Here is a 19,630-nt window from a genome sequence, read left to right on the forward strand (position 1 = left end):
TTAGCCTAAGTCCATGACATATAGTCACATAATATTGATCTATTCTTAGATTAGTAGCGTTGTTCGGCAAAGGACTTATGGAGCGAGAATACCACACACGAATCGCCTATAATTTTCAAGGTAAACGCTTTAATTTTTATAGCATCGGTCATGTTATACTTTGGGCAAAACCCTATCCAATGGAGGATTGTTATGAATATATTTAAGGAAGGCTCAATTTATACAGGAGAATACAGGAACCTGTTCCAAGAGAATGGAATGTCAAAAGAGGAGATCAGGCAAAGGCTTGACGACACCTGGAACGAATTGTTTTACGGTGCGCCTGATGTACGAATCTATCATCCTATGGGTGACGATAAAGGATATATCGTAGATACCGGCAACACCGATGTGCGGACAGAGGGCATGTCCTACGGGATGATGATGGCTGTTCAAATGGACAAGAAGGAAGAGTTTGACCGACTCTGGAAGTTCGCTAAGGTATACATGCAACATACAGAAGGCCGTTACAAGGATTATTTTGCCTGGCACTGTAAATTGGACGGAACACGACTGTCGCACGGCCCGGCGCCGGACGGAGAAGAATTTTTCGCAATGGCACTGTTCTTCGCCTCCAAGCGCTGGGGTGATGGAACCGAACCCTTCAACTACTCCGAGCAAGCCAATATCATTCTCCGCGCCTGTGTGCATAAAGGGGAAGATGGAGAAGGCGATCCGATGTGGGACCCGGCAACTAAGCTGATTAAATTCATCCCTGAAACACCTTTCAGCGATCCCTCCTACCATCTGCCGCATTTCTATGAATTATTTGCTCTACAGGCCGATGAACAGGATAAGGCCTTCTGGAAAGACGCCGCAGTTAGAAGCAGAACTTATTTACAGAAGGCTTGCCATCCAGTGACAGGTCTTTCCCCCGAATATGCTAACTATGACGGAAGTCCTGCTGAACCCCAGCCACATGGAGACTTCAGCCACTTCTTCAGCGATTCTTACCGCGTTGCTGCCAACATCGGTCTGGACTATCAATGGTTCCACTGCGACCCTTGGCAGGTGGATCAGTCCAACCGGATTCAGGCTTTTTTCCGGGACATTGAAGTCGACGATTACAGGCGCTACACCATTGACGGCCAACCTTTCGTGGAGCCATCCTTGCATCCAGTCGGCCTTCTGGCAACATTGGCCATGGCCTCACTCGCTGCCGATGGACCAAATGCCGGACATTTCGTGGAGCTATTCTGGAATACACCGCTACGTACAGGAGTTCGCCGGTATTACGACAACTGCCTATACTTCTTCAGTATGCTAGCACTAAGCGGAAACTACCGTATTTATTCATAAACAGAAACAAGAAATCGCCCCATATGGATCAATGGAATCCTAATCTTCCATCCATTAAGGAGCGATTTCTGTTTGGTATGATTTCCGGTAGCGATAAGCAGCCCCATAACCACACTGTCATTCAGCACTTTTAAGAATAACATCTTCAACATCCCCAAAATCATCCATAAAATTCATCATATAATCTGATATCTTTAAAACAGTCATAAATATATTGAATGGATTATGGAACTCATCGACTGCCTTCGCTAATTCTCTCATAGAAGACATTTACATAGATACGGGTCGTTTCGATAGATTCATGACCCAACAATTTCGCCACGTCTTCAAGACGAACGTTCGTTTGATCGGCTACTTCCTTACCGAATTAACGCGTAAACTAATGCCTTAGACGCCAATATCAGCGCCCCATAGTGTTTGTACCTGTCCGCAATTAGGACGCCTATATTACACGTATATCAGGCGATTGCGTTCGTATTATGCAGGTTAACCGTTACTTACGCATTACTGGCGCGACCGATACCGAAAAGCTACCCCAAACAATGTTTGTATTAGGTCCATTACTTACGGAGCGTATTGCATATATCGCGTCAGATGCCCGGTGCGCTAAGTAACGCCCCGTAGGATGTCCATTTCGATCGCTACAATACGACTCTCCGTCTTCTTACTTTTAATATTCGCGATGGGATTCGTAACAAGCCGATCCTGCTCATCGCAATAGTTTAGAAATGTCCGCAAGTAGATAAGCCGATTATTAAACGTAGCCGGCATTACGTCATCCGATAAGTGCGAATACGCGGACTCTTTGAGTTGCGTTTCCGTATCCCATGCGTGAGGAAATCGTTTAAAAAACAACCGCACGGTACGGTCATAATCGCTTAATGTTTGCGGACTCAATCCGCTCGCCTTCCGATACTCCAAAAACTCGTCAAGTGCATCCGGCCATGTTCCACGTATGCCGCTCGTTCCTTCTACTTTCCGTACTCTAGCCAAAACAAAAACGCCTCCTCCGCGAACGGTGAGGCGCCATGCGTATGTCCTATGCGTTAAATCACGTAAAATTCAACACCGCAGGATTCGTTACTTTTACGTTCGAATTTCGACGATTGCGAACGTGATCACCGTCGGACCCAACGTTCATAAAACGTTGACGTGACGCGGTTTTTTTCTACGGATGCCGAGGACGGGGGTCGAACCCGTACGGTAGTCACCTACCGCAGGATTTTAAGTCCTGTGCGTCTGCCTGTTCCGCCACCCCGGCATAATATCGCGGTAATACCACGTTTCATACAGTTCAACCTCTTTACACCTTTCGCTAAAAATATTAGCGTTACAATGATGTTCCGAAGTCCTGCCTGATTTATTATACGCAGGTATCTATACAGAGTCAAGTCTTTTTTGAGAAAAATCGTAAAAAAACTGAAATCGTGTGTATTGAGAACAAGGGAGACGCCTTTGTAGCACTATGCGAAGTAATAGAATTGCCTCTCGTTATTTACTATTATCAATCCATATGCAAAGGAAATTTTCCATATGTTATTCTACTACCCTCGTTGGAATCTCAGCTATGTTATTATTTATCTTCATGGATAAGGCACTTTTAGACTCTAAGCGGAAAGTTAAAAGTTCTGCTCCCTGCAAACTCACAGCAACATTCTCAGCTTTCTCACCGTCATTGAACAGAACTACCGCGATCGATTGATCTGTGTTCCTAAAAGCAACGGAACGAATGAGATCTTGATTTGATGTCGAGTCAATACGTACAGCTTTAGGACGGATAAATTTACTGAAATGCGCCAATGCATAATAGTCTAAAGTATAAGTAAGTTCCTTTGTTTGCTGATTGATCTGCACAATACCTCGGCAAGTACTTTGGCCAAAGCCCGGCACCGTAGGCCCATTATTTTCATCTAAAGCCATATTCCATAAAACATAGGATTTACTATAATTTCTGAGAATTTCAATTCCAGTTCTAATGACATTGGAAAATGCCTGTTCAAAAGGAGGAATCCACTCTCCACCTGAACCCTCGGTAAAATGAACTTCCTTATTGAAAAATGCTTGATAAACCTCCGTTTGTGCCGTCGGATTTCCACCATACCAATGCCATGCAACACCATCTACCTCTTCTTCCGCGTTCTCTAGCACCGATAGCGGATACTCAGGACGGTCCCAGTTATGGTCATAGCAAAGAATTTTAGTATTGATATTATATTTAATAAAATTAGGCTTTAAATAATTCTTAATAAAATCACTTTGAGGACCGGGTAGCATTAACATACTTGGATAGTGCTTTGGTTCAAAAAGGGGTTCATTTTGCGGTGTTATAGCATAAGTAGGCAGCCCATGGCTTGCATAAGCTTGGATGTATCGAACAAAATAATTGGCATAAGCCTGATAGTATTCTTTTTTTAATTCTCCTGCAATCATCGATCCGCTGGTCTTCATCCAACCTGGCGCACTCCAAGGCGAAGCCATCAGCTTAATTTCAGGATTCAATTCCAAAGCCTGTTGTAATAAAGGAATAATATCCTCTTCATCATGGGAAATCGTAAACTGGGTTAATTCCGTATCGGTCTCCTTTTCTAGCACATCATCATAGCTATAAATATCTCTAGCATAATCCGATGCTCCCATTGGATTTCTTAATACGGATAAACCAATTCCATCTTGTGGATCAAATAGTTTGCTCATTAATTCCGTTCTCTGTTCACTATCGAGTACTTGGTTAATCAAATAAGCGGCCGAATCCGTAAAGGATGCGCCAAAGCCATCCATCTCCTGGTAAGTTTGACTTTCATCGATGGTTACTGCAACAGTCACCGCATCGGAATCAATCGGTGTCAGTTGTTGTAGAGATTGCTCTACAAACAATTCCCCTTCTCCCTTAGACTGATAGATTATTAGTTCAGGCATGTTATTTCCCTCCACTTTTCTATATTTAGATGATTTGTTTACAGCGAGTCAGCGTAAGAAACTTGTGGTATAAAAGGGCCCCTAAGGGGGCCCCCTTCCATGTGATTACTTATTTCAGGCCTAACTTTTCTTTATTAAGCTTCATTTTTTCAGTACGAACTTTCATAATCTTATCCCAATTGTTATTATCCAAAAATGATTTGTATGCAGCTAATGTATTATTAAAACCTGCATCGTCCTTGGCACGAATCATACTTACTAAAGTTGTATTCCAAGTCGTATCAATTGCGGTTAAACTGCGTGCTTCTGGCGTTCCTTGTGCTGGATTAATGTTCTCTAGAATAAAGTGTGGTTTCATCTTCCCTTTACCCCATTCTTGCATTTGTTTAATAGAATCCGCGAATGCATCACCACTCAAAGCTTTATCACGGTCATGCCCGAAGAACATAAATTCTCCCATACGGTAATCCTTTTTAAATTTATCCGCATTATTTAATTGAAGATCTTTCATAGCTGGCAACAGTTCAATCATGCCACTATCGTTAACTTTATAGGTTTCTCCTTCAATTCCGTAATTCATCAACTTTTGTCCTTCTTCACTTAATAAATAAGTATAAAGTTGAATCGCTTTGGCAGGGTCCTTGCTATCTTTTGTAATGAAGCTGATCATCCAACCCGTGATACCTGACTGATTCAATGTCGGTTTATTTCCGACTGTACTTTGAGGTCCGTCAATAGCTATATATTCCTTACCAGGATTTTCAGCAAGGTAAATTTGCAAATTCCCACTTTGTTGTGGCGTTCCATCGAGCATCATAGTAGCATATTTACCTGATTTAAGTTTTTCCTCAAATGCCGTACCGTCATCAGCAAAACTGTCATCACTGATTTGTCCATTTCTGTAAACTTCATTTAACGTTTTCAACCAAGTCAGATAATCCTCATCCAGATTACGGTTATAGAATTCGCCATTTTCCGTTTCCATCGGCACACCAATAAAGTCCTGTAGAACATCACCCAAAGAACCTGTACCTGTACCGATAGAGTTAAAACCAAAAGGAATCATATCGGGAAACAGCTTCTTGATTTGCTCCATTGCACTCTTGAACTCTTCTGGCGTTCCGATTTTGGGTTTACCTATTCCTTCGTACACATCCTTCCGGATGACAAATGCCGTTTTAGCAGGAATATTTCCGCTATCAAAATCACTTTGAGTATTGGAATAGTTAGGATATCCATAGGTCTTTCCATCTGCTAACTGGAACCAGTTCATCGTATCTTTAGCTGCAACCTTATTAAAATATGGATCATATTTCTCAGCAAGATCATTTAATGGTAGCGCCCAATTAGCAGCTTTTTGCACCACGGAAGAGTTGGAATCAAATATAGTCAATAAATCCGGCATATCACCACCAGCAAATATGGTATTAAGTTTCGTGTCGTCCCCTTTAATGAATTTAATATTTATGTTCAAATCCTCTTTAATTTTCTTTGTAACGAGGTCCTTACCAAAATCGGTGTTCCACCAATCCGCATTCACGTACCATGTGAGATCTGTTGTCTCTTCCTTTTTGTCCAGCTTCCAAGCCGGAGTCTCCGCGTCTACCGTATAACGGCCTTCAACACTGCTCAAATTTTCCTTACTGGTGGTTTTTGAATCACTACCTGAACTACATCCCGAAATTACCAATACAGCGGCCATCAGCGCAGTACAAAGTTTGAGCCCTTTTTCCCCAAATGAATTATTCATTTTATTTTCCCCCTAAAAGTTTTGTAAGCATTCTCTTCTTGTAATACTTCTTACAACTAACTTCAAAAGTAATTAGAACGCTTTCATAAACGCTAAACCTATATAAACTTCTGAGTTCACTCAGTAACTAACGCCTACTCTTTCACCGCCCCCAGCATCATGCCTGAGATAAAGTACCTCTGAAGTATTGGATAAATGACAACAATCGGCAAGGTTGTTATAACAATTGTTGCTAGTTGAACCCCTTTGGTCGTCGTTTCTATAATTGCTGATCCCCCAATATTTTGCATAGATTGCGTTTGAGATTGTACGATAATTTCATACAACTTCATCTGTAACGGATAGAGGGCTTGGTCAGTGATGTATAGTTTGGTTGTCATAAAATCATTCCATTGCCCCACCCCGTTAAATAACGCGATTGTGGCCATGGCCGGCATAGAAAGTGGTATGAATATCTTTAGAAATACACGCCAATCACCTGCGCCATCTATTTTGGCTGACTCTTCGAGTGAATCCGGGACATTTCTGAAGAAATTCATCAAAATAACGACATCATAAAAACTGTATAGGGCCGGAATAATATAAACCCAAAAGCTATCTAGTAGACCCAAAGACTTGATCAATAGATATGTCGGAATCATTCCACCTGAGAAAAACATGGTGATGACTCCCATTGCAACATATAGCTTTCGTCCACGTATGTATTTTTTGCTCAAACCATAACCAACCATGGCGCAGAAAAACACATGGGTAAGGACTCCAATAAAGGTTTTTGAAATCGAAATGAAGAATGACTGCAAAATACTCTCGTCCTGAAACACTGCGCGGTAATTTTCGAGAGAAAACTCCTTAGGCCAAAATATAAATCCGCCTTCCGCCAGTGACTTTCCTGAGCTAAATGAGGAGATGATAACATTCCATAAAGGAACAACAATAATTACCGTAAAGATAAACAGCAAGCTGATATTTATGGTATTAAAGATTCGACTATCGAGATCTTTTTTAGCTACCATTTGATTCACGGAAAATGCCTCCTTCTATAGGACTGATTGATTATCATTTAATTTATTGGATATTTTATTGGCAGTAACCAGCAGAATGACAGAAACAATCGAGACTCCTAAGCCAACGGCAGTAGCATAAGAAAAGTCACCCTGTGTCATCCCCATACGGTACACGTAGGAGTTAATGACCTCTGCTCTGACCCTGTTTTGAGAATTCATCAATACCAAGGTTTGATCTAGATTTGATCCCAATAAACCGCTTACAGTCAGAATCAAATTTAAACTGATAATCGTCTTCATGTTGGGGATGGTAATATTCCAAATTTGTCTGAGTCGATTTGCTCCATCAATTTTTGCAGCTTCATAATATGTAGGATCAATTTTGGACATGATGGCTAGATATAAAATAGTTCCCCAACCAACTTCTTTCCATATATCGGACAATGTTGCAATCCACCAATATTTCCCTGCATCCAACAGAATATTATGCGGCTTCGATATCAGTCCTAGATTCATTAGAAGTTCGTTAAACAATCCAGTTGTCGAGAACCAAGTAATCAACATACCACCCAACACGATCCATGATAGAAAGTGTGGTAAATAGGAAATTGTTTGTATAAATTTCTTGAAGCGTCCTCCATTTAATTCGTAAATCATGATTGCTAATATAATTGGAATAATAAATCCAATTCCTAATTTCAGAAAGCTAATTCCTAAGGTATTCACTACAGCGTCCCAAAAATATCTGTCAGATAAAATAATTCTGAAATTATCCAAACCAACCCAAGGAGCGGAGTCTAACGTATCAATTACAGTGTAACTTTTGAAAGCAATCGACAGTCCGTAAATAGGAATGAAACAAAAGATTATCATAAAAATAATTCCCGGTAAGACCATGGACTGAATCTCCCATTGTCTCTTATAATCAACTACGAACTCTTTAATTCTTTGCTTCATAAGTTTTTTTCCGTTCAAAGGTACTACGGCTAATTTATCCAAGTTCTTCTTCTCCTCCCCAACATCATCATCTGAAAGCAAAATAAATATAAAAACGTTTTTATTTTGTTTGAAAAAAACCTCCCTAAATTATCAAGATTATAAAAAATCTCGAAAATGATCATATACATTAATTAATAATGATCATTGCGATCGATTTTTATATGACTCGAACCTCGCACTACAAGCTCACAGGACAATTTCTGGACATCCCCTAGTTCTTTTTTTTGAATCATCCGAACGAGGTGATTAATAGCTAGACTACCCTGCCTAGCAATCTGATTTCTCACAGTAGTTAATGGCGGTGAAAAATACTGAGCAATATCAATATCGTCAAACCCCATAACGCTAATGTCCAATGGAACTTCATAACCATGCGTTTTCAAAGCTTGAATACATCCAATCGCACTCAAGTCATTCCCTGCTAAAAAAGCATCAGGTAATTTATCAGGATGTAAGTGGATAAAGGATTTCACAGCATTATAGGTGCTCTCTTCCTCAAAATAACCTTGCATAATAGATTCCTCATTCGACGGAAGCTGATACTGACGTAATGCAGCTAAGTATCCTTTTTTCCGTTGAACACTGTCAAACATCGTATCCACGCCTGATATATAGACAATTTTCTTATGCCCCAGACCAATTAAATATTTGGTTGCCTCGTAACCAGCTACATAGGAATCAAAAATCACACTCCCCATGGTTTCGTTCTGAAGCACTCTATCCAGAAAGACTGCCTTAATCTTTTCTTTCTTCATGTTGTTAATATCATCTTCATCTATTCTCAGCTCTTCGTATATAATGGCACCATCTACACGTCGACCAAGAATATTACTCATAATGACCTGTTTATCTTTGGTAATAAATACATTCAGTCCATAACCTAAGCGATCACACACACGAGACATGGATTCAACCAGCTTATAAAAATAAGGACCTGATACACTTGTCGTAAAAAAGCCTAACATTTTAGTTTTCCCAGACCTTAACTGCTTGCCGTTCAGATTTGGGACGTAATTTAATTGTTTCGCTACCTTAAGCACATGTGATTTTGTTACCGGATTCAATACATCTACGTCATTTATTGCGTTAGAGACCGTAGAAATAGAGACTCCTGCTTCTCTGGCCACATCTTTAATCGTTATTTTCCCCATAATTAGTTAGTCCTTCACTATAAATACGTTTTCATGAACTAAAAAATAACATAAAAACGTTTTTAATACAATATCTTTTCGAACTTTTTTTTGTTTATGTTGTACAATTCCAAGAATCGCAATGATTTCATCAAATTATTTAATTGCATCACGTCTTTACCTATCTAATCATAAAGTATGGGTAAACACCTATCTGAAGGAGTAGATTTCATGAATGCATACATGCATAACACACCACAATTTCACAACCGAAACTTAGAGCAGACAACGAATAAGGAACTTATTATCGATCATGCAAGTGCAGATGTAACTGGCGACCGTGTCGTAGACCAAATATGGCTAACAGGTTATAAGCTAGATAGTAACAGCCCTTATATAAGTGATATATCTATTCACATTAAGGATGGTACTACCTCTACCATTTATCGAATCAAACCCACCGAGAACTCTGGGTACAACCCACGTCTATTTCTAGGGGATTTTACTGGCAATGGAACCTCAGATATTCTTCTAACCATAGACAGTGGTGGTTCAGGTGCCATTACGTATGATTATCTGTATAGTTTTGCTCAAGGGAAACCACAACTTCTATTCAACTCCGATGTATATAACGACTATTGGAAGTATAAAGTGACTTATCTCGATGGTTATCGACTGCAAGTTACTAACACTAATGCAGAACAAGTATATACCATTGATATCTCCTCTCGTGGAAAAGACTACTTGGATGGCATCTACAACCCTGATGGAACGTTGAAGTCCCCTACAGAAGGATGGGTAGACCCCCTCAGTGGCTTATATCCAGTCGACTTCGACGGTGATGGGGTATATGAATTGTTAGCATTCCAAGGTGTGAGTGGACTATATCATGCAGATCGATTCGGATACATTCAGAATGTCCTGAGATGGCAGAACAACGGATGGACATTACAAAGCCAGTGGTTTGCAATTAACGGTGCTCCTGCCCAGTCAGCGTAGAGTATAAATGACTCGTATAGAATGACATCATCTTTATATGCGAAAATAGGCATCGATGAAATAAATTGTGTGAATGATGTCTGAATCCGGAATCACTACAAATTGTTTTTGAACTTTTTAAGGGACCTGAATTTAATCAGGTCCCTCTTCTTCTCTATCTATTAATGGCCGCTAGTCATAGACAAGCCCATTTTATCTATAAGGATCTGACTTTCCTTATTCAGACCCACGATTTCGACTTTCTTGTCTAGTTGTTCATATTTCGCAATCACTTTGGATATCGCTTCAACAGCTGATTGATCCCATACATGTGATCGACTAAAATCAATCGTAATATGTTCAGGGTCTTCGTTATAGTGAAACAGCCCCACAAAGTGTGTCATCGTCCCAAAGAACATCTGACCTCTAACCTTGTATTCTTTATGTCCATCTAGCACAGCAGATTCTTCAAATCTAATCTTACCTATCTTCCAAGCAAAGAATAAAGCACTCAGTAATACCCCGGCGATGACACCATAAGAAAGATTATGAGTCCATACTACAATGACTACGGTCACGATCATTACCAAAGCATCTGTACGAGGAATCCGGTTCAACTCTCGAATTGAATCCCATTTAAACGTATCCAGGCAGACCATGAACATCACGGCAACAAGAGCAGCCATCGGTATTTTCGTAACAACGGGCCCCAGAACAATGATAAGGAACAATAGAAATACACCAGCAACCAATGTTGACAATCGTTTTCTACCACCCGACTTAACATTAATCACCGACTGTCCAATCATGGCACAACCCGCCATGCCTCCGAAGAATCCATTAACTGCATTGGCGATCCCTTGCCCACGAACTTCTTTATTCTTATCACTGCCTGTTTCAGTCATCTCATCTATTATCGTTGCCGTTAGTAGTGATTCAAGGATTCCTACGACCGCCATGGAGAAAGAATATGGCAAAATAATAAGGAATGTGTCCATGGAAAATAAAACTTGCGGTATATGCAGAAATGGGAGCGTGCTAGTAATCGTACCCATATCGCCTACCGTATTAATATTCAATCCAAAACTAATAGAAATAATAGATACCACAACAATAGCAACTAATGCTGAAGGAATAGCCTTCGTGAATAAAGGAACGATATAAATGATAGCTAGCGTTAGAGCTACTAGTGCATACATAACCCAACTTTGCCCTTTGAATTGCGTTAATTGAGCTATAAACACGAGAATTGCTAATGCATTGACGAAGCCATTCATGACCGAATGGGGTACGAAGCTAACCAATTGACCTATTTTTAATATCCCCATCAAATATTGTATAATCCCTGTCAGTATCGTTGCAGCAAACAAATACTCAATACCATGGTCTTTCACCAAAGTGACCATAAGCAGAGCCATAGCCCCCGTAGCAGCCGAGATCATCGCAGGCCTACCACCCACGATTGAAATAACGACAGCCATGCAGAACGAAGCATACAGACCTACCATGGGGCTCACTCCTGCAATAATCGAGAAGGCGATCGATTCTGGAATAAGAGCCAGAGCAACTGTCATACCCGATAATATATCCTTCCGAGTATTACCAAGCCAAGTAGAATGGCTCAATTGCAAACCTTTCAATCTGATTCCCCCAATATCTATAATTCTATAAAATAAAATTTCTAAAAGAATGTATAATCAACCTTCTATCCTAATTTGGACAAATAAAAAAACCTTGAAATCAAGGTTTCTAGAAGTGGGCCCTGAGGGACTCGAACCCCCGACCAATCGGTTATGAGCCGACCGCTCTAACCAACTGAGCTAAGGGCCCTAAATATTATGTAAACCACATTAGATAATGGCAGTTTAATGAATTGCGGGGGCAGGATTTGAACCTGCGGCCTTCGGGTTATGAGCCCGACGAGCTACCGGGCTGCTCCACCCCGCGTCAGTAAAATATTTTTCAACAGCGACAAGATATAATATACAACACTTGTGGCACTCACGTCAAGCTTTTTTTATTTAAGGAATAAATCGAACACCATATCTCCCTTTACGAGAACGAAAAATCTCAACGGAATGAGGATCATTATATCCATAAATCCAACCGTCCTGTTCTAATCTTTTAGCAAGGCAACCCGCTTGAAATTGGCTTCTATAGAGTTTACCGAAATACACCCACTTCATTTCTCTTCCCTCTTTCTCATGAAGAACTATATATGATGTCGATGGTATTATTACCTAATAGGTCTGGAAACATGCAAATTTTCTAAGGCATAAAATAAGGACTTGTCCTCCTCAGATGAGTTGGGCAAGTCCTTATCTTGTCTTACGATATTGGATTTCTCTCTGTATCTATACTCCGAAGGATGAAGGGTCTTCTCTCCATGCTTTCAGTGATTGTAAGTCTTCTATTTCAATCTTCCCCTGTTCAAGGGCAACATCCATTAGAGCACCATAGTTAGACAAGCTCTGAAGCGGAATGCCAGCCTCTGCAAAAGCATGAACTGCCTTGTCCAGCTGATAGCTAAATATCGCAAGAACAGCCAAGGGTACACCGCCTGCATCCTTAACAGCTAATGCTGCTTTCAATGAACTACCTCCAGTGGAGATTAAATCTTCAATAACGACTACCTTCTGACCTGGCTTGATCAATCCTTCGATCTGATTCTGTTTACCATGTCCCTTAGCCTTATCACGAATATATGCCATTGGTAGGTTTAACTTCTGCGCTACCCAAGCTGCATGTGGAATCCCAGCCGTTGCTGTACCAGCGATCACTTCAGCATCTGGATAAGACTCACGAGTAACAGCTGCGAACGATTCCGCGATGTATTCACGAACTTCTGGATAGGACATCGTCAGACGATTGTCACAGTAAATTGGTGATTTCATACCTGATGTCCATGTGAAAGGTTGTTTCGGACTTAAAGCTACCGCTTCAATCTGCAACAAATAATTAGCAATCGCACATGGAATCTCTGTCAAATTACTCATGGTTCATCATCTCCTCAATAATCTGTTCTGCCGCTTCTCTAGGATTGCTAGCACCAGTTATCGGACGTCCTACAACAATGTAATGACTTCCCTGTCGGATCGCTTCTCCTGGTGTTAACACTCTAGATTGATCTCCTAAATGACTACCTGCCGGACGAATTCCTGGTGTAACTGTTATAAAATCTTTGCCACAAGCTTCTCCAATCGAGGGTACCTCTTGTGCGGAAGCCACCACCCCATCCAGACCTGCAGATGCAGCTAGCTTCGCATATCTTACTACCACCTCTTCAATACTGCCTTCCACACCAATCTGCTCATTTAACACAGCCTGACTTGTACTAGTTAACTGTGTAACAGCGATGATAATAGGCTTTGTTAAAGAACTATCATTAGCTAACGCGTTATTCATACCTTCATAAGCTGCCTGCATCATTTGTGTTCCACCCGCAGCGTGAACATTAAACATATCCACACCTAGACGGGTAATGCTCTCAGCACCACCCTTAACGGTATTTGGAATGTCATGCATTTTCAAATCTAAGAAGACGGAATAACCCCTCCCCTTAAGTTCGCGCACAAAGTCCGGGCCTGCAGCATAAAAGAGCTGCATCCCGATCTTCATATAACAAGGTATTTCTTGCAATTGTTCCACTAAGGCGGATGCCTGAGCGGCATCTGGATAATCCAGAGCCACGATCAGACGACCTGCCATGTTCTTATATTCTGTATTCATCGTCCTTAAGCCCCCTTATTGCTCAATAAAAGCTGGCATGGCTTGGGATGAGAAGTTAATGGTGTCTAGCATAATTAGCAATGCTCTCACGGTATCGAGCGATGTCATACATACAATGCCATTTTCTACAGCTTCACGACGAATTCTGAATCCATCACGTTGTGGCATTTTACCTTTAGTAAGGGTGTTGAATACAAACTGTGCTTCTCCATTACGAATAAGGTCGAGGATATTTGGTGTTCCTTCACTCAGCTTATGAACGGTTGTTACATCAAGTCCCGCTTCATTCAGAGCGTCTGCCGTACCCCCTGTTGCATATATTTTATAACCCAATCTCTTAAATCCAGTTAGAAGCTCTACTGCTTCCTCTTTATCTTTATCAGCGACCGTTGCAATAATTGCACCTGTAGATGGGATTTTCATCCCTGCTCCAATAAGTCCTTTGAACAGTGCCTTAGCATACTGAAGATCACGACCCATAACTTCACCCGTCGATTTCATCTCTGGTCCAAGCGTTGTATCGACACTACGCAGTTTAGCAAAGGAGAATACAGGTACCTTAACCGATACATACTTACTCTCAGGCCATAGTCCCTCTTGATAACCAAGATCTTTCAACTTCGTACCCAGAATGGCTTGCATAGCTAAGTTTGCCATTGGGATTGTCGTTACTTTACTCAAGAATGGAACCGTACGTGATGAACGCGGGTTAACTTCAATGACATATACTTCGTCTTTGTAGATAACAAACTGAATGTTCACCAGACCAATTGTCTTGAGTTCTTTAGCAACCTTAATAGTGATATTCACTATCTTCTCTTTCAGATGATCTGCTAGATGTTGTGGTGGATAGACCGCAATTGAATCTCCTGAGTGAACTCCAGCGCGTTCAATATGTTCCATAATTCCTGGTATGATAACTGTTTCACCATCACAGATTGCATCCACTTCCACTTCTTTACCAAGCATATAGCTATCAATCAGTACCGGATGTTCCGGATTAATCTGTACAGCATATTCCATATAGTTAAGTAATTCTTCATCCGAATATACAATTTCCATCGCACGTCCACCTAACACGTAGGATGGGCGCACAAGTACCGGATAACCAATTTTTGTAGCAGTCTCAACGGCTTCACCCACAGTAGTCACTGTTTTACCATTCGGTTGTGGAATGTTTAGACGAGATAGTAGCGCTTCGAACTTCTTACGATCTTCCGCTTCATCAATGCTATCTAAACTTGTGCCCAGTATATTAACACCTTGCGCACTTAAAGGACCTGCTAAGTTAATAGCCGTCTGGCCTCCGAATTGAACGATAACACCAATTGGCTTCTCCTGTTCAATAACGTTCATAACATCCTCGAAGAATAGGGGTTCGAAGTACAATCGATCTGATATGCTAAAGTCAGTAGATACTGTCTCTGGGTTGTTATTAATAATAACGGCCTCATATCCTGCCTTCTGTATTGCCCAGACCGCGTGCACGGTTGAATAGTCGAACTCAATACCCTGTCCAATACGAATTGGACCAGAGCCTAAGACAAGAATCTTTTCCTTCGTAGTCTGGATAACTTCATTCTCTGTTTCATAAGTGGAGTAGTAGTACGGTGTAATAGCTTCAAATTCTGCTGCACACGTATCAACCATTTTGTACACAGGACGAAGATTATGATCTAATCGGAATTCACGCACTTCTGCTTCGTTTGTATGGCCTTTTGTTAACACGTTCTGTTTACGAATCTCCGCAATGGATTTATCCGTAAATCCTAGTCTCTTCGCTTGATATAACGTCTCATAAGAAAGAATGACTTCTTCTTGAATACGAGTCTCGAACTTGATGATCCCTTCAAGTTTGTCTAGGAACCACCAGTCAACTTGGGTAAGATCTTGGATTTGTTGTAGTGTATACCCACGACGGAAAGCTTCAGCGATCAAGAAGATACGTTCATCATCTGGTTTCTCAAGACGTTCATTCAGAACCTCTTCACTTAATAATACTGCCCCTTTAAGTTCGAAACGGTGAACACCAATCTCTAATGAACGGATCGCTTTATGAATGGATTCTTCAAAGGTACGGCCGATAGCCATCACTTCACCCGTTGCCTTCATTTGTGTTCCTAACTTGCGATTAGCATGAATGAATTTATCAAAAGGCCAGCGTGGAATTTTACTCACGATATAATCCAATGCAGGTTCAAAACAAGCATAAGTTTGACCTGTCACAGGATTCGTAATTTCATCTAAGGTATAACCCATAGCAATTTTTGCAGCCATTTTGGCAATAGGATAACCTGTCGCTTTGGAAGCAAGTGCTGATGAACGACTTACACGAGGATTTACTTCGATGACATAATATTGATAGCTTTGTGGATCTAGTGCATATTGCACGTTACAACCACCCTCAATATTCAATGCACGGATAATTTTGAGAGAAGCTGATCTTAGCATTTGATATTCACGATCGGATAATGTCTGGCTAGGTGCAACTACAATACTGTCACCTGTATGTACACCAACAGGATCAAAGTTCTCCATGTTACACACGACGATACAGTTATCGTTCGCATCACGCATCACTTCGTACTCAACTTCCTTCATTCCAGCAATACTCTTTTCAATAAGACACTGTCCAATAGGACTATAACGAATGCCCGATACGACCGTTTCACGAAGTTCCTCTTCTGTTGCACAGATTCCTCCGCCTGTTCCTCCAAGCGTATAAGCAGGACGTACAATCAGTGGGTACCCAACTTCGTTAGCGAATGTGAGTGCTTCTTCTAGTGATGTCACAATGTCGCTATCTGGAACGGGTTGCTCAAGTTCACGCATTAAATCTCTGAAGAGATCACGATCTTCCGCTTTCTCGATAGATTCAAGTTGCGTTCCAAGTAGCTTCACATTTTCCTGTTCTAGGATTCCTGCACGAGCAAGCTCAACCGCCATGTTCAGACCCGTCTGTCCGCCTAATGTTGGGAGTAAACCATCTGGACGTTCCTGACGAATAATTTGTGTAACAAACTCCAAAGTGATGGGTTCAATATATACTTTATCTGCGATATTCGTATCCGTCATGATCGTTGCAGGGTTACTATTAATGAGGATGACCTCAATGCCTTCTTCTTTCAACGCCTGACATGCTTGTGTACCTGCATAGTCAAATTCAGCGGCTTGCCCGATAACAATTGGACCGGATCCAATAACTAGTATTTTCTTTAGTTCTGTATTTTTAGGCATTTTGTAGTGCTCCTTTCACAGCTGCGGCTAATTCGGCTTGACGCGGTTTAGCAGGATATTTAAGTTTGTGATCCGCAATCATTTGCAGAAATTGGTCGAACAAATAGCTGCTATCCTGAGGTCCAGGTGCTGCTTCTGGATGGTACTGTACTGAGAATGCTGGGTAGATACTATGTTTCAATCCTTCAACTGTCTTATCATTATTGTTGATATGAGTAACTTCTAGATTGGTTCGTAAAATAGAGTCTTCATTCACGGTGTACCCATGATTCTGAGATGTAATATAGCAACGATTCGTTGCCAATTCTTTCACAGGATGGTTACCACCACGGTGTCCAAATTTCAATTTCTCCGTATCCGCACCACATGCTAAAGCGAACAATTGATGTCCGAGGCAAATGCCGAATATTGGATACTCTCCTAGTAACTCCGAAACCATATTTACAGCTTCTGGAACATCCTTTGGATCCCCAGGGCCATTAGATAACAAAATGCCATCAGGACGTAAGTGGCGAATTTGCTCAGCAGTTGAGTCTTGTGGTACAACCACGACATCACAGCCACGATTGGAAAGCTCACGCAGAATTCCACTCTTCGCTCCGAAATCTACAAGTACGATCCGTTCCTTCGAACCCGGGCTATTATACGTGTACTTCGTAGAGGTGCGCGCCACCTGATCTCTCAGAATTTCGCTACTTCCCAATCTTTCTTGCAACTCTTCTACAGAAGCTGCCGAAGTCGTTAAGATCCCTCTCATCGTACCGTGATGACGAATGATGCGAGTTAACATGCGCGTATCAATCTCACTAATACCTAAGATACCGTGTTCTTTTAGTAGATCGTCAAGACTGTACTCCGCACGCCAGTTACTTGGAATAGGCTCATGACGGCGCACGACAAAACCGTGTATAAATGGTGCGACAGATTCGAAATCATCACGTGTAATACCGTAATTACCGATCAGTGGGTGAGTCATCGTTACAATTTGCCCGCAGTAAGATGGATCTGACAATACCTCTTGATAACCTGTAATTCCTGTGTTAAATACAACTTCACCCGTTGATTCACCTTCAGCTCCAAATGCCATACCTGTAAAAAGGGTACCGTTCTCCAATAACAATCTCGCCTGCATTCCATCCCACTCCCTCTGTCATGTGCTCATGTTCTATATAGTTGTTTCTTATGATTTCTCTACATGTTACTGTGTACTTCTAAGTCTTACTCTGACCATACAACGTTTCCGTCTAACCACGTCATCACTGGCCATCCTTTTAACTTCCAACCTGTGAATGGCGTATTACGCCCCTTAGATAGGAACTCCTCAGGATTCACTTCCTTCTCAGCTTCTAGATCAATCATAGTTAGATCTGCTGGGCTTCCCACTTCAAGGTTCCCCGACTTCAGACCGAATACTTTCGCGGGATCCGCAGTCATTCGCTGTACAAGCATCGATAGACTCATCAATCCTGTCTCCACAAATTTTGTGTATAGCAGTGGAAAGGCCGTTTCGAACCCCACGATTCCAAAAGGTGCTAGCTCCATCCCTTTGGCCTTCTCTTCAGCACTATGTGGAGCATGGTCTGTTACGATGATATCAAGCGTGCCATCCAGTAAACCTTCAATACAAGCTTCTACGTCACGCTTTGAACGTAGAGGAGGATTCATTTTCCAATTGGCATCCAGACCAGGTATATCTTGTTCTGAGAGTACCAGGTGATGCGGACATACTTCGGCAGTCACATGAATACCAATCGCTTTCGCTTGACGAATCAGACGTACCGATTGTTCTGTACTAACGTGGCACACATGATAGTGAACCCCTGTGGCTTCTGCAAGTAGAATGTCACGACCGACATGAATCGCTTCAGATTCATTGGGAATACCTTTCAATCCATGTTTCTTAGCGAATTCACCTTCTGCGACACACGCTCCAACAACTAGTGAATTATCTTCACAGTGTGCAATTACTGGCATCTGAAGGTCTGCTGCGATATTCATAGCATCCTTCATCATCTGTGCATTCTGTACACCTACACCATCATCGGTGAATCCAATAGCTCCGGCTTCTTTCAATGCCGCGAAATCTGTTAGTTCACGTCCGAGTTCATTCTTGGTAATTGCCGCATAAGGTAGAACCTTCACGATTCCTGCTTGGCTCGCTTTCTCAAGAATGAGCTTAATAACATCCGGATGATCCGTTACAGGTCTAGTGTTAGGCATACAAGCAATGGTTGTAAATCCGCCTTTTGCCGCCGAACGACTTCCACTTTCAATCGTTTCCTTATGTTCGAAGCCCGGTTCACGTAAATGAACATGCATATCAATAAAACCTGGTGTAACTAACTTACCTTTTGCGTCGACAATATCTGAGGCCTCATGTTGAATTGTAGTCAGGTCTACATGACCATCTATTAGAGATTTAATAGTACCGTCCTCAAGTAGAACATGTTTCTTCTCTAAATTCCCTTGCTTATCAAGAACACTCGCATTAGCGATAATAGTTAACATGATGACCTCCGCTCGTTGATTGAGCACGTTGGCTTCAATCT

General features: G+C 41.5%; 16 protein-coding genes and 3 tRNA genes. 2 read left to right on the top strand and 17 right to left on the bottom strand.

Going from position 1 to position 19,630, the window contains the following annotated elements:
- Nucleotides 1–192 precede the first annotated feature (192 nt).
- On the top strand, nucleotides 193–1,338 hold the full coding sequence (locus AC1D7X_RS02220; protein ID WP_495474568.1) for a family 8 glycosyl hydrolase: 1,146 nt from the start codon (nucleotides 193–195) through the stop codon (nucleotides 1,336–1,338).
- Here the strand turns inward: AC1D7X_RS02220 and AC1D7X_RS02225 are convergent.
- The 8 genes from AC1D7X_RS02225 to AC1D7X_RS02260 all read right to left on the bottom strand — a co-directional run bounded on the left by AC1D7X_RS02225 (nucleotide 1,329) and on the right by AC1D7X_RS02260 (nucleotide 9,158).
- A complete protein-coding gene (locus AC1D7X_RS02225; RefSeq protein WP_495474569.1) occupies nucleotides 1,329–1,490 on the bottom strand; it encodes a hypothetical protein in 162 nt (53 codons plus the stop codon). The two genes, AC1D7X_RS02220 and AC1D7X_RS02225, sit on opposite strands and share 10 nt — an antisense overlap.
- Before the next feature lie 454 nt (nucleotides 1,491–1,944).
- Nucleotides 1,945–2,331 carry a site-specific integrase gene (locus tag AC1D7X_RS02230; protein WP_495474570.1) on the bottom strand — a complete coding sequence of 129 codons (387 nt, stop codon included), beginning with the start codon at nucleotides 2,329–2,331 and terminating at the stop codon, nucleotides 1,945–1,947.
- 182 nt (nucleotides 2,332–2,513) lie between these two features.
- A tRNA-Leu gene (locus AC1D7X_RS02235) sits at nucleotides 2,514–2,599 on the bottom strand.
- Between the two features lie 275 nt (nucleotides 2,600–2,874).
- Entirely contained in the window at nucleotides 2,875–4,254 is a 1,380-nt protein-coding gene (locus tag AC1D7X_RS02240) for a glycoside hydrolase family 30 protein (RefSeq protein WP_495474571.1), read from the bottom strand.
- Between the two features lie 109 nt (nucleotides 4,255–4,363).
- Nucleotides 4,364–6,004, bottom strand: coding sequence for a type 2 periplasmic-binding domain-containing protein (locus AC1D7X_RS02245; protein ID WP_495474572.1), 1,641 nt, complete (start codon nucleotides 6,002–6,004; stop codon nucleotides 4,364–4,366).
- Between the two features lie 134 nt (nucleotides 6,005–6,138).
- A complete protein-coding gene (locus AC1D7X_RS02250) occupies nucleotides 6,139–7,026 on the bottom strand; it encodes a carbohydrate ABC transporter permease (protein ID WP_495474573.1) in 888 nt (295 codons plus the stop codon).
- A gap of 15 nt (nucleotides 7,027–7,041) precedes the next feature.
- Entirely contained in the window at nucleotides 7,042–7,965 is a 924-nt protein-coding gene (locus tag AC1D7X_RS02255) for an ABC transporter permease (protein WP_495474627.1), read from the bottom strand.
- 173 nt (nucleotides 7,966–8,138) lie between these two features.
- Entirely contained in the window at nucleotides 8,139–9,158 is a 1,020-nt protein-coding gene (locus tag AC1D7X_RS02260; protein WP_495474574.1) for a LacI family DNA-binding transcriptional regulator, read from the bottom strand.
- Between the two features lie 210 nt (nucleotides 9,159–9,368).
- Here AC1D7X_RS02260 and AC1D7X_RS02265 point away from each other — a divergent pair, with 210 nt between their 5' ends.
- Entirely contained in the window at nucleotides 9,369–10,136 is a 768-nt protein-coding gene (locus AC1D7X_RS02265) for a YybI family spore inner coat protein (RefSeq protein WP_495474575.1), read from the top strand.
- A 161-nt stretch (nucleotides 10,137–10,297) separates the two neighbouring features.
- Here the strand turns inward: AC1D7X_RS02265 and AC1D7X_RS02270 are convergent, their stop codons facing one another.
- From AC1D7X_RS02270 to pyrC, 9 genes are all read right to left on the bottom strand, one after another.
- On the bottom strand, nucleotides 10,298–11,755 hold the full coding sequence (locus AC1D7X_RS02270; RefSeq protein WP_495454257.1) for a SulP family inorganic anion transporter: 1,458 nt from the start codon (nucleotides 11,753–11,755) through the stop codon (nucleotides 10,298–10,300).
- 116 nt (nucleotides 11,756–11,871) lie between these two features.
- Nucleotides 11,872–11,945 (bottom strand) — tRNA-Ile (locus AC1D7X_RS02275).
- Between the two features lie 43 nt (nucleotides 11,946–11,988).
- A tRNA-Met gene (locus tag AC1D7X_RS02280) sits at nucleotides 11,989–12,062 on the bottom strand.
- A gap of 74 nt (nucleotides 12,063–12,136) precedes the next feature.
- Entirely contained in the window at nucleotides 12,137–12,301 is a 165-nt protein-coding gene (locus tag AC1D7X_RS02285; protein ID WP_495454256.1) for a hypothetical protein, read from the bottom strand.
- Between the two features lie 168 nt (nucleotides 12,302–12,469).
- Nucleotides 12,470–13,111 (bottom strand): orotate phosphoribosyltransferase, encoded by a 642-nt coding sequence (gene pyrE, locus AC1D7X_RS02290; protein ID WP_495454255.1) that lies wholly within the window; start codon nucleotides 13,109–13,111, stop codon nucleotides 12,470–12,472.
- On the bottom strand, nucleotides 13,104–13,844 hold the full coding sequence (gene pyrF, locus AC1D7X_RS02295) for an orotidine-5'-phosphate decarboxylase (protein ID WP_495454254.1): 741 nt from the start codon (nucleotides 13,842–13,844) through the stop codon (nucleotides 13,104–13,106). Before pyrF ends, pyrE begins: the two co-directional genes overlap by 8 nt.
- A gap of 15 nt (nucleotides 13,845–13,859) precedes the next feature.
- The gene (carB, locus tag AC1D7X_RS02300) at nucleotides 13,860–17,081 is read right to left on the bottom strand and encodes a carbamoyl-phosphate synthase large subunit (RefSeq protein WP_495474576.1); all 3,222 of its coding nucleotides are present in this window, start codon (nucleotides 17,079–17,081) and stop codon (nucleotides 13,860–13,862) included.
- Entirely contained in the window at nucleotides 17,074–18,213 is a 1,140-nt protein-coding gene (carA, locus tag AC1D7X_RS02305) for a glutamine-hydrolyzing carbamoyl-phosphate synthase small subunit (RefSeq protein WP_495454252.1), read from the bottom strand. Before carA ends, carB begins: the two co-directional genes overlap by 8 nt.
- Before the next feature lie 86 nt (nucleotides 18,214–18,299).
- The gene (gene pyrC / locus AC1D7X_RS02310) at nucleotides 18,300–19,589 is read right to left on the bottom strand and encodes a dihydroorotase (protein ID WP_495474577.1); all 1,290 of its coding nucleotides are present in this window, start codon (nucleotides 19,587–19,589) and stop codon (nucleotides 18,300–18,302) included.
- Nucleotides 19,590–19,630: the final 41 nt, after the last annotated feature.

This window comes from Paenibacillus sp. Y568, from assembly GCF_059445545.1.

What these genes read in the sequence shown, in the direction of transcription:
- AC1D7X_RS02220 (WP_495474568.1), top strand. Translation starts at nt 193, where the DNA reads ATGAATATATTTAAGGAAGGCTCAATTTATACAGGAGAATACAGGAAC.
- AC1D7X_RS02225 (WP_495474569.1), bottom strand. Translation starts at nt 1,490, where the DNA reads ATGTTGAAGATGTTATTCTTAAAAGTGCTGAATGACAGTGTGGTTATG.
- AC1D7X_RS02240 (WP_495474571.1), bottom strand. Translation starts at nt 4,254, where the DNA reads ATGCCTGAACTAATAATCTATCAGTCTAAGGGAGAAGGGGAATTGTTT.
- AC1D7X_RS02245 (WP_495474572.1), bottom strand. Translation starts at nt 6,004, where the DNA reads ATGAATAATTCATTTGGGGAAAAAGGGCTCAAACTTTGTACTGCGCTG.
- AC1D7X_RS02255 (WP_495474627.1), bottom strand. Translation starts at nt 7,965, where the DNA reads ATGAAGCAAAGAATTAAAGAGTTCGTAGTTGATTATAAGAGACAATGG.
- AC1D7X_RS02260 (WP_495474574.1), bottom strand. Translation starts at nt 9,158, where the DNA reads ATGGGGAAAATAACGATTAAAGATGTGGCCAGAGAAGCAGGAGTCTCT.
- AC1D7X_RS02265 (WP_495474575.1), top strand. Translation starts at nt 9,369, where the DNA reads ATGAATGCATACATGCATAACACACCACAATTTCACAACCGAAACTTA.
- AC1D7X_RS02285 (WP_495454256.1), bottom strand. Translation starts at nt 12,301, where the DNA reads ATGAAGTGGGTGTATTTCGGTAAACTCTATAGAAGCCAATTTCAAGCG.
- pyrE (WP_495454255.1), bottom strand. Translation starts at nt 13,111, where the DNA reads ATGAGTAATTTGACAGAGATTCCATGTGCGATTGCTAATTATTTGTTG.
- pyrF (WP_495454254.1), bottom strand. Translation starts at nt 13,844, where the DNA reads ATGAATACAGAATATAAGAACATGGCAGGTCGTCTGATCGTGGCTCTG.
- carB (WP_495474576.1), bottom strand. Translation starts at nt 17,081, where the DNA reads ATGCCTAAAAATACAGAACTAAAGAAAATACTAGTTATTGGATCCGGT.
- carA (WP_495454252.1), bottom strand. Translation starts at nt 18,213, where the DNA reads ATGCAGGCGAGATTGTTATTGGAGAACGGTACCCTTTTTACAGGTATG.
- pyrC (WP_495474577.1), bottom strand. Translation starts at nt 19,589, where the DNA reads ATGTTAACTATTATCGCTAATGCGAGTGTTCTTGATAAGCAAGGGAAT.